14 protein-coding genes are annotated in these 10,706 nt (G+C 40.2%); 13 read left to right on the forward strand and 1 reads right to left on the reverse strand.

What is annotated here, in order from left to right:
- The 13 genes from cybH to JV16_RS12390 all read left to right on the forward strand — a co-directional run bounded on the left by cybH (nucleotide 1) and on the right by JV16_RS12390 (nucleotide 10,368).
- Complete coding sequence (gene cybH / locus JV16_RS12330; protein ID WP_021094791.1) at nucleotides 1–777, forward strand: Ni/Fe-hydrogenase, b-type cytochrome subunit; 777 nt, start codon at nucleotides 1–3, stop codon at nucleotides 775–777.
- Nucleotides 767–1,243, forward strand: a complete 477-nt coding sequence (locus JV16_RS12335) for a HyaD/HybD family hydrogenase maturation endopeptidase (protein WP_021094792.1) — start codon at nucleotides 767–769, stop codon at nucleotides 1,241–1,243. The genes cybH and JV16_RS12335 overlap by 11 nt, the downstream gene beginning before the upstream one ends.
- A complete protein-coding gene (locus tag JV16_RS12340) occupies nucleotides 1,240–1,659 on the forward strand; it encodes a Rieske (2Fe-2S) protein (protein ID WP_021094793.1) in 420 nt (139 codons plus the stop codon). The genes JV16_RS12335 and JV16_RS12340 overlap by 4 nt, the downstream gene beginning before the upstream one ends.
- Entirely contained in the window at nucleotides 1,652–2,029 is a 378-nt protein-coding gene (locus JV16_RS12345; protein WP_021094794.1) for a hydrogenase maturation nickel metallochaperone HypA/HybF, read from the forward strand. Before JV16_RS12340 ends, JV16_RS12345 begins: the two co-directional genes overlap by 8 nt.
- Complete coding sequence (gene hypB, locus JV16_RS12350) at nucleotides 2,007–2,678, forward strand: hydrogenase nickel incorporation protein HypB (protein ID WP_021094795.1); 672 nt, start codon at nucleotides 2,007–2,009, stop codon at nucleotides 2,676–2,678. Before JV16_RS12345 ends, hypB begins: the two co-directional genes overlap by 23 nt.
- Entirely contained in the window at nucleotides 2,651–4,930 is a 2,280-nt protein-coding gene (hypF, locus tag JV16_RS12355; protein ID WP_021094796.1) for a carbamoyltransferase HypF, read from the forward strand. Before hypB ends, hypF begins: the two co-directional genes overlap by 28 nt.
- Entirely contained in the window at nucleotides 4,921–5,148 is a 228-nt protein-coding gene (locus JV16_RS12360; protein WP_021094797.1) for a HypC/HybG/HupF family hydrogenase formation chaperone, read from the forward strand. The genes hypF and JV16_RS12360 overlap by 10 nt, the downstream gene beginning before the upstream one ends.
- Nucleotides 5,129–6,238, forward strand: a complete 1,110-nt coding sequence (gene hypD, locus JV16_RS12365) for a hydrogenase formation protein HypD (protein WP_021094798.1) — start codon at nucleotides 5,129–5,131, stop codon at nucleotides 6,236–6,238. The genes JV16_RS12360 and hypD overlap by 20 nt, the downstream gene beginning before the upstream one ends.
- A 3-nt stretch (nucleotides 6,239–6,241) precedes the next feature.
- Nucleotides 6,242–7,234: a hydrogenase expression/formation protein HypE gene (hypE, locus tag JV16_RS12370; RefSeq protein WP_021094799.1), complete on the forward strand. Its 993-nt coding sequence runs from the start codon at nucleotides 6,242–6,244 to the stop codon at nucleotides 7,232–7,234.
- A gap of 92 nt (nucleotides 7,235–7,326) precedes the next feature.
- Complete coding sequence (gene thyA, locus JV16_RS12375; protein WP_009361209.1) at nucleotides 7,327–8,121, forward strand: thymidylate synthase; 795 nt, start codon at nucleotides 7,327–7,329, stop codon at nucleotides 8,119–8,121.
- A gap of 14 nt (nucleotides 8,122–8,135) precedes the next feature.
- The gene (locus JV16_RS12380; RefSeq protein WP_021094800.1) at nucleotides 8,136–8,627 is read left to right on the forward strand and encodes a dihydrofolate reductase; all 492 of its coding nucleotides are present in this window, start codon (nucleotides 8,136–8,138) and stop codon (nucleotides 8,625–8,627) included.
- Nucleotides 8,628–8,750: 123 nt separating this feature from the next.
- Complete coding sequence (gene ilvA, locus JV16_RS12385; protein WP_021094801.1) at nucleotides 8,751–10,019, forward strand: threonine ammonia-lyase IlvA; 1,269 nt, start codon at nucleotides 8,751–8,753, stop codon at nucleotides 10,017–10,019.
- A gap of 97 nt (nucleotides 10,020–10,116) precedes the next feature.
- On the forward strand, nucleotides 10,117–10,368 hold the full coding sequence (locus tag JV16_RS12390) for a YpmP family protein (protein WP_021094802.1): 252 nt from the start codon (nucleotides 10,117–10,119) through the stop codon (nucleotides 10,366–10,368).
- A 19-nt stretch (nucleotides 10,369–10,387) separates the two neighbouring features.
- Here the strand turns inward: JV16_RS12390 and JV16_RS12395 are convergent.
- Nucleotides 10,388–10,706, reverse strand: a 319-nt coding sequence (locus JV16_RS12395) for a transposase (protein ID WP_152616129.1), incomplete at its 5' end; no start/stop codon positions are given.

The following is a 10,706-nucleotide window of genomic DNA, read 5'->3' on the forward strand; positions in this document are numbered from 1 at the left end:
ATGTCGATCCCGACAAATCCAAAAATTGAACAAAAACGGACGGAAGTCATTTGGAAGCGGTCACGAAAAGCAAAACATATTGAATTAAACGATCACATGGTGAAAGTGTACGTATGGGAGCTACCTGTTCGTATTTTTCACTGGATTAATGCTTTTTCTATTCTAGTGTTAATGATTACGGGCGTGTTCATCGGTCGCCCGTTTGTGTCCGCATCTATTCAAGAAGAGGCATATTATTCCTTTTTAATGGGGTGGGCGCGCTATATCCACTTTTTCGTTGCTTTTCTTTTTACTATTAACTTAGCTGTCCGTTGGTATTGGGTGTACAAAGGAAATGAGCATGCGACATCGAATCCGTTTCGCCTTTCTTTTTGGAAGGAAGCGTTTGAAACAATAAAATATTACTTATTTATGAAAAACAATAAAAAACATTACATTGGACATAATCCACTCGCCCAATTAAGTTATTGGATTTTTATTGGTCTTGGTTCGATCATTATGATGCTTACAGGTTACTATTTATTATTTGAACCACAACCAGAATCAATTTATGGAAAAATGTTTATGTGGGTTGCCCATTTATTTGGTGGCGATAGCTATTCTGTTCGTTCGTGGCATCATCTTGTAGCATGGGGGTTTATCATTTTTACTGTTGTACACGTATATATGGCATTTCGCGAAGACTATTTACAACGAAATGGAACGATGTCATCCATTTTTACTGGCTATAAACTAGAAAGAAAAAAAGAAGCATTAGGTGAACAGGATGAAAAATAAAAAAATAACTGTTCTCGGAATAGGAAACTTACTATATTCCGATGAAGGAGTAGGCATTCATATTTTGCCTTTATTAGAAGAAAAATTGGCGAAATATGACGACGTAGAAGTGATTGAAGGTTCAACTGATGGGATGCGTTTACTTGGGACAATTGAAGAGACGGAGTATTTGGCAATTGTCGATGCTGTCAATGCAGGGAAAGAAGCAGGAACAATCGTTACGTTAATCGATGATGAAATTCCAGCATATTTTGGAATTAAAATGTCCATTCATCAACTCGGTTTTCAGGAAGTGTTGTCAGCCGCCAAAATACGTCAAACATGTCCAAAACAAATGGTTTTATTTGGTGTTCAACCTGCATCTTTATGTCTCGGATTAGAGTTATCGCCAATTGTCCAAGCACAACTTCCACACGTTGTTGAGCGAGTTGTTCACCAAGTAGAGAAGTGGTGTCGTACGCCATGAATCGCCTGCAATTTTTAAAAATGATGCGTAATAGTTTAATTGAAACAATGAAAGAAGCTTCCGCCCCATTATTAGAAGACGAGGTGGAAAAAGTGAAGAAATTATTTTCTAATCATCGCACGTGGCATGCTATTGGCCCGTGCGATGATATATGTGACGTTGAAATCAAAACTGTTGATCGCATCCCGCTCGTTGTTTACAAACATGAAGGGACGTTATATGTAAGAAAAGCTATTTGTTCACATTGTCAAGTCATGCCGCATTATATTCAGCAAGATCATCGTTTTATTTGCTTGTATTGTGATCGTGAATGGCATGTATTTTCACAAAAAGGAACGTTGCATATGCCACTTCTTCCTACAAAACGAGAAGGAGATGAGTGGTATGTGCAAATAGAAAGGGATTCTTATGCATGAGATGGCGTTAATGGGAGAAATCGTTCAGTTAATCGAGCAAGATGCTCAAATGAAAAAGATAAAATATGTGAAAAAAGTAGAATTGCTTGTTGGCACGTTAAGCAATGTGCTTCCGGATGCATTACAATTTGCGTTTGATGTGTACAAAATGCAAGCAAATAACTGTTTAACAATGAATGCTGAATTGATCATTCATATAGAGAAAGCGAAAGCAGTTTGCGCAATTTGTGGAAGCCAATATGAGCCCGTGACAAAAATTGCTCAATGTCCAGCATGTTTACTTCCGAGTGGAAACATTGTAGCAGGAGAAACATTTCGTATATTGGCATATGAAGGGAGTTTGACGCATGAAAATTACATTGGAAGTTGATGTGTTAACAAACAATAACCGTGCAGCTGCGTTTAACCGTCAATTATTTGAGGAAACGAATACGCTTGTCATCAATATAATGAGCTCACCGGGCGCAGGGAAGACAACTATTTTAGAGAAGACGATTGAGGCGTTAGCAAATGAGTTTCGTATCGGTGTCATTGAAGGGGATTTAGCAACAGAAAAAGATGCAGATCGCATTCGTGCCCTTGGTGCGCAAGCCGTACAAATTAATACGCATGGAGGGTGCCATTTAGATGCTCGCATGATTGCGGCTGTTTTACCGCAATTTGATTTTCAACATCTTGATATTTTATTTATTGAAAATGTAGGAAATCTTGTTTGTCCATCCGGTTATGATTTAGGACAGCAACATAAAGTAGCTGTGTTAAGCGTACCAGAAGGGAATGACAAAATCCCAAAATATCCGACGATGTTTATGAGAACAGAGCTTGTTTTACTAAATAAAATTGATTTACTACCGTATCTTGATTTTGATGTCGAACAAGCGAAAGAAGATTTATCATGTATTCATCCACAGTCTAAGTTGCTTCCATTGTCAGCAAAAACGGGTGAAGGAATGGATGAATGGTTACATTGGATTCGAGAAGGGGTTGCTCGATGCAAAAAGCAGTCAATATCACAGTGAAAGGACGAGTGCAAGGAGTTGGCTTCCGTCCTTTTATTTTCGCACTTGCCCAGCGATATCAAGTAAAAGGAATAGTCCAAAATAATATGGATGGGGTTTTTATTCATATCGAAGGCGATGCATATGCAGTTGACCAGTTTATTTACTCTTTACCGATGGAGGCACCGCGGCTATCTCGCATCGATGAGATGGTTGTAACTTTATCACAATGGCGTGCTTTTAAAGATTTTTCTATCATTCCGAGCGAACGAACAGGAAGTTCTTCGCTCGTAATTCCAATTGATACGGCTGTTTGTGAAGATTGTTTACGAGAAATGTATGATCCAAATGATCATCGGTATCGCTATCCGTTTATTAATTGCACACAATGTGGCCCTCGTTATACAATCATTGAACAGTTACCGTACGATCGTCCGTTTACATCGATGCGCTCGTTCCAAATGTGTGAACGATGTGAGCAAGAGTACAAAGATCCTATGAACCGCCGTCATCACGCTCAGCCTATTGCTTGTCCAACATGCGGTCCATCTGTTGCATTATTGATGCCAGATGGGCAAGCGTTGCAAGGAGATGCCATTGAACAAGCGAAGGAATATATTCGTGCTGGGGCGATTGTTGCGGTGAAAGGATTAGGTGGATATCACTTAGCTTGTGATGCGACAAATGAAGTGGCTGTCCGACAATTACGAATAAGAAAACAACGGCCTCATCGTCCGCTAGCTATCATGGCAGCCTCCCTTGATATTGTAGAACAATTCTGTCATGTAACTGTGGAAGAAAAACGGTTGTTAACTTCGCCGGAAGCTCCCATTGTTGTTGTGAAACAAAGAAAAAACACAATGATTGCTTCATCGGTTGCTCCGGGGTTACAAACAGTTGGAGTGATGTTACCGTACACCCCACTTCACCATTTATTGCTTGATGACCGATTGCCTGTTGTCGTGATGACAAGTGCGAATCGTTCAGGGGTGCCCATGATATACGAAGATGAACAAGCTTTACGTGATTTACAAGGCATTGCTGATTATTTTCTTGTACATAATCGTCCGATTGTTCACCCTATTGATGATTCTGTTGTTCAAATAGAGAGTGGCAAGATTCATTTTATTCGACGAGCGCGTGGCTTTGTTCCCGATCCATTAGAGACGAAGTATGACGTTCATGAAATTGTAGCACTTGGTGGGCAACAAAAAAATGCATTCGCGTTTGGGAGACATCATCAAATTTTTTTAGGACCTCATATTGGTGACTTAGAGCATGTAGAAGTCGTTGAACATTTCCAAAGGGAATACGAACATTTACGCACTTGGATGGGAGTGACACCAAAAGCAATTGCTGTTGATTTGCATCCAAACTATGAAACGTGGAACATCGCAAAACAATGGCATACCGATATTGTAGCTGTCCAACACCATCATGCACATATGGTTTCGTGCATGGAGGAAAATCACATATATTCCCCTTGTTTTGGCCTTATTTTAGATGGAACAGGATACGGGGAGGACGGACATATATGGGGGTTTGAGCTACTGTACGGAGATGCTTCACAATATAAACGGCTCGGGCATTTAACGTATACTCCGCTTCCAGGTGGAGAGCGTTGCATCAAAGAGCCTTGGCGTACAGCCGTCGGCATGCTCGGACATTATTTCGGTGAACAAGGATATGCTCTGGCGGAGAAGCGATTTACCGAAAGAGCACAAGAGGTACGTGTATTAAAACAAATGGTCGAAAAAGGGCTACACTCTCCTTTAGCAGGTACGTGCGGGAGGCTATTTGACGCCGTTAGTGCCTTTTTGTACGTTTGCACGCATAGTACGTACGATGGAGAGGCGGCTGTTCGACTTTCTGAATTTATTGATGATACAAAAATATATGAAGCTTATCCGTTTCATATAAAAAAACAGGATGAATGGGAAATTGATTTGGCAAAGATGTGGCAAGCGATATGGGAAGATGTTGAAGCTCATGAACAAGTAAATATCATTGCTGGTCGCTTCCATGAAACAGTCGTGCAAGCGTCTGTCGAATTGGTTCGTTTAGCTTTACAACAATATCCAACGTACGAACGAAATATCGTATTATCGGGAGGGAGTATGCATAATCGTTATATCGTTAAACGTCTTCGTCAAGAACTCAGTAAGCTTGGATTGTGTGTTTACACGCATCAAAAAGTACCGTGCAATGATGGAGGACTAGCTCTTGGACAGTTAATCATCGCAGCACATAGGAGGGATCGTGTATGTGTGTAGGAGTACCGGCAAAAGTGTTACATATTGAAGGTTTTTCCGCACGAGTAGATGTCATGGGATCGCAAATGGATGTTGGAATTATTTTTGTTCCTGAAGTCAAAATTGGCGACTATGTCATTGTGCATGCTGGACAGGCGATGTCGATTATTGATGAACAGTATGCAAAAGAAAGTTTGGAAGAATGGAGGAAGCTAGTCGATGCTAGACGTGATGGATAGCCCAACTCGTTCAGCGCTCAGTCGAACGTTGTTAAAAGAAGTACAGACGTTAGCAAATCAGTTTCAACAAACGTTTGGACGAATGCCTTCGTTTATGGAAGTGTGCGGTTCACATACGATGGCACTTGCTCGTACGGGAGTAAAAAAAGCGCTCGAAGGATACGTTCGTCTCATTTCTGGTCCTGGTTGTCCTGTTTGCGTCACTGATCAAGTAACAATTGATGCAATGATTTCTTTGACAGATGGTGCAGATCGAATCATTTGCACATTTGGCGACATGATGCGGGTGCCTGGATCTTATGGAACGTTGATGCAAGCGAAGACAGAAGGAAAAGATGTGCGTGTCGTCTACTCTCCAGTTGATGCGGTTCGTATTGCTGAACAGCATCCGTATCAAGAAGTTATTTTTTTAGGGATAGGGTTTGAGACAACCATCCCAATTTTAGCTGCAGCAATAAAAGAAGCAGAAGAAAAGCAAGTGCACAATTTTTCCATGTGGATGTCGACAAAGCTAGTGGAGCCAATTTTGCGGCAATTACTTCACGATGGAGACGTGTCACTAGACGGTTTTTTACTCCCTGGGCACGTATCCATGGTGATGGGGAGAGCTCATTTTGAATTTTTAGCAACGGAATACAATATGCCTGCAGTAATTAGTGGATTTGAAGCATTACATATGTTAAGTGCAATTCGTCATTTATTAATGTTAGCACTCAAACAGCACGCTATTGTATTAAACGATTATAAAAGTGTAGTGAATGAACAAGGAAATGTACAAGCGAAATATTGGATGAACCATTATTTCACATTATGCGATGAGGCGTGGCGCGGTATCGGGGTGATTTCACAAAGTGGAATGGATTTTAAGAAAGAGTATGATCGGTTTAACGCAAAGGTGAAGTTTTCTGTTTTAACGCGCGAACCGCGTCGAACAAAGTGTCGGTGTGGAGAAGTCATTCGTGGGCTTATCGATCCACCACAATGTGTATTGTTTGGGAAAGCATGTACACCGCTTCATCCGATTGGACCTTGTATGGTGTCATCAGAAGGTAGTTGTGCAGCGTATTATCAATATATGAGGGAGGAGTAACAAATGGAGCGAATAACGCTCGCCCACGGAGACGGAGGACAGTTAGCTCATCAGCTCATTGCGGATATTTTTGTTTCTATGTTTCATAACGATCGTCATGCAAAATTCGATGCAGCTACGTTTACGTTAGACCTGCATGAGCTAGCCATGACAACGGATAGTTTTGTCGTTAAACCTCTTTTCTTTCCAGGTGGAAACATTGGAAAGTTAGCGGTAGCTGGAACAATAAATGATTTAGCGGTCGTTGGAGCGATCCCGAAAGTCATGACTTGTAGTTTTATTATCGAAGAAGGGTTTCCAATTGGTGATTTAAAAACGATCGTGCAATCGATGGCTGAAGAAGCAAAAAAAGCAAATGTGGCGATTGTTGCGGGCGATACAAAAGTTGTTGAACGTGGTAGTGCGGATGGATTATATATTAATACAACAGGGATCGGAGTCATTTCCCATCCGCTTGAGCCTAAAATGTGTGAAGGCGACTCGGTCATTGTCAGCGGTTCAGTTGGTGATCATGGAGTAGCTATATTAGTGGCCCGAGGGGAATTAGGTCTTGTATCAACGGTTGAGAGCGACTGTGCAACATTGTATCCGCTCATTGCCAAAGCGTTACAAGCAAGTCAACGCATTCGCCTGATGCGCGATCCAACCCGCGGGGGATTAGCGACTGCCCTTGTAGAAATTTGTGAAGATTTTGGGGTAACGATTGAATTGGAGGAAGAACGTATCCCTGTAAAACAAGAAGTGGAAGGAGCATGTGAATTGCTCGGTTTTGATCCGCTCTATTTGGCCAATGAGGGAAAAGTGGTCATGATCGTTCCAAAAGAAGATGAACAGGCTGTTCTTGATGCCCTTCGTTCTCAACCTGAAGGAAAAGATGCCGCTGTCATCGGAACTGTTCGAGCAACAAATAAAGGTCAATTATTGTTGCGAACACCGCTTGGCACAACACGAAGATTATATCGATTAACAGGATTAATGTTGCCTCGTATTTGTTAAACCGTAGGGGAAAATCCTACGGTTTTTGTCTTTCCTACTTTTATCGTTTATGTCATAATAAATGACAGTACATAAAAAAGGGTGAGGGTGTCATGAAGCAATATTTACAATTACTTGAAGATATTTTACAAAACGGTGTGTATAAGGATGACCGTACGGGAACAGGGACGATTTCTGTATTTGGACGTCAATTGCGTTTTGATTTACGTGAAGGATTTCCTTTACTTACAACAAAAAAGTTACATATTCGTTCAATTATTCATGAGTTGCTCTGGTTTTTAAGTGGGGATACGAATATTCGTTATTTAAAAGAAAATGGTGTAACAATTTGGGATGAATGGGCAGATGAAAACGGAGATTTAGGTCCGGTATATGGAGCTCAATGGCGTTCATGGAGGGGAGCAGACGGCCGAACGATTGATCAAATTAGCGAAGTGATTGAACAAATAAAGCACAATCCAAATTCGCGCCGTCTTTTAGTAAGCGCATGGAATGTTGCGGAATTAGACAATATGAAGTTGCCTCCTTGCCATTATGCTTTTCAGTTTTACGTGGAAAATGGGACGTTATCGTGCATGTGGCAACAGCGTTCGGTTGATACGTTTTTAGGTCTTCCGTTCAATATCGCAAGCTATGCACTACTTACGCATATGGTTGCTCAACAATGCGATCTACAACCGAAAGAACTTATTTTTACTGGCGGTGATGTTCATTTATATATGAATCATATCGAACAAGCGAAGTTGCAATTAACGAGAGAACCGCGTCCACTTCCGAAATTAGTCATTAAACGAAAACCAGCGTCTATCTTTGAATATCGCTTTGAAGATTTTGAAATTGTTGATTATCATCCGCATCCGCACATTAAAGCGGACGTGTCTGTGTAAGGGAAGTGAGTCAATTGATTTCTATTATTGTCGCGATGGATCGAAATCGAGTCATTGGTTGGAACAATACATTACCTTGGCACTTACCGTCGGATTTAGCTTATTTTAAACATGTAACTATGGGTCATCCGATTGTCATGGGGCGAAAAACATTTGAATCGATCGGCCGTCCGCTTCCTGGAAGAATAAACATCGTACTTACACGGGACAACACGTTTTCAGCGGATTCGAATGTTCAAGTCATTCATTCAATTGATGACATCGAACAAATAGAACAGCAACATGGTCATTTGTTTGTTATCGGGGGGGCACAAGTGTTTGAACAAGCGATGCCGCTAGCCGATCAATTGTACGTTACACATATTGACGAAACGTTTACAGGAGATGCATTTTTCCCACCAATTGATGAAAAGCAATGGGTGCTTCGTACCGCTCGACAAGGTGTGCAAGACGAAAAAAATCGTTATCCACACACATTTTGTATATATGAACGAACAGCTCGCTAATTGGCGAGCTTCATCTTTTTGAATAATTTTTAGAAAATTTACTTTTCTTTATTCGAAAATATGATATATTTTAGAATAACATAATTTTGACAATGAAATTATAAATAGAAAGGAAACGAGAAAATGGAACAACAAGTAAAACGAAAACATGGCGTATATGTAGAAGATATTTTAATTGCTTATCAAACGTTAAAAGATGTCGTGTATCATACCCCTTTACAAAAAAATGAATTGCTTTCAGAACGGTATGATTGTCATGTATATTTTAAACGGGAAGATTTACAAGTCGTTCGCTCGTTTAAAATTCGTGGTGCATATTATCGAATGAAAAGCTTAAGTGAAGAAGAAAAGAAAAATGGAATTGTTTGCGCAAGTGCAGGCAATCACGCTCAAGGTGTAGCTTATTCATGTCGAGCGCTCGGTGTGCATGGGAAAATTTATATGCCATCTACAACTCCGAGACAAAAAGTATCGCAAGTACAGTTTTTTGGTCGAGAGTTTGTTGACATTATTTTAGTTGGCGATACATTTGATGATTCCTATGAACAAGCACTTATTTGCGCAAAGCAAGAGCAGCGAACATTTATCCATCCATTCGATGATGAAGCTGTGATTGCTGGGCAAGGAACAGTTGGTGTTGAAATTTTAAATGATTGTGAAGAAGCGATTGATTATGTGTTTGCAAGCATTGGCGGTGGGGGGCTTATTTCTGGTGTCGGAACGTATATCAAAAGTATTTCACCAGCAACGAAATTAGTTGGCGTCGAACCTGAAGGAGCTCCTTCCATGAAAAAATCGTTTGAAGCAGAAGAAGTCGTCACTTTAAGTGAAATTGATCCATTTGTAGATGGCGCGGCAGTGAAACGTGTGGGGGAAAAAACATTTGCATTAGCAAAAGAAATGGTCGATGATATTGTCGTTGTTCCTGAAGGAAAAGCATGTACAACGATTTTGCAACTTTATAATGAAAACGCGATTGTAGTCGAGCCTGCTGGAGCGTTGCCGGTTGCTGCGCTTGATTTATATAAAGAACATATTCGTGGCAAGACCGTTGTTTGTATTATTAGCGGAGGAAACAACGATATTGGGCGCATGCAAGAAATTAAAGAGCGTTCTATGATTTATGAAGGACTTCAACATTATTTTATTGTGAATTTTCCGCAACGTGCTGGCGCTTTGCGGGAATTTCTCGATGAAGTATTAGGACCAACAGACGACATTACACTCTTTGAATATACGAAAAAAAATAATAAAGAAAGTGGCCCCGCTCTCGTTGGCATTGAATTAAAATGTCGTGAAGATTACGGTCCGCTCATCGAACGAATGAAGAAAAAAGGTTTTCCGTTTATGGAAGTGAATAAAGATAGCAGCTTGTTCCATTTGCTCATTTGACAAAAATTTTTTATAAATCGATGACGAAATGTGACATACTTCAACATAAAAATCGTGTATAATATAAGTAAATCGGTCAAAAAAGAGGATTGATATTTTGTTATTCAAAAGCCTAGAGTTTAAAAACGTAGATGGGCAAAAAGTAAAAATTATCGAAATTCCGGTATTGGAGGACGATAACCCTTATCAATTTATGGTAAAAGTAAGGTTGCAAACGTTTATTGCACAAGTGCATGCTAGAAAAAGTCCAAAGAAGGTGTATTCATTTAAAGAATATTTAAAACGAGTGTTAAAGTGGCCGGTGTACGAACAAATATTTAAATCTGAAATTTTAAAAAACAATGCATAAATGATAAGGAGCTGTTTTGCTATTGTGCAAAATCAGCTCTCAGACTGTTGACAAAATGGTTGTAAGACAGTTGTTTTACAACCATTTTGTTCCATTTTGATATTTGTTTTCCTTGATGAACCGACGAAAATAACGACATACATAATTGAAAAAGAGGAGAGGTGCCCATTCTCCATAGGTAGTTTGCTAATTTCTTTAAATTCATCGCAGCACAAACAAGCATCGCCTGCATCTGGTTTCTTTCCAATCCACGGTAATTTGTCCAGCGCAGACCATGCTTCTCTTTCAAATCTGCAAAATTTCGTTCGATTGTCTCTTTTCTTCGTTCATACAACTCC

Source organism: Anoxybacillus ayderensis, from assembly GCF_000833605.1.
GTDB classification, from domain to species: domain Bacteria; phylum Bacillota; class Bacilli; order Bacillales; family Anoxybacillaceae; genus Anoxybacillus; species Anoxybacillus ayderensis.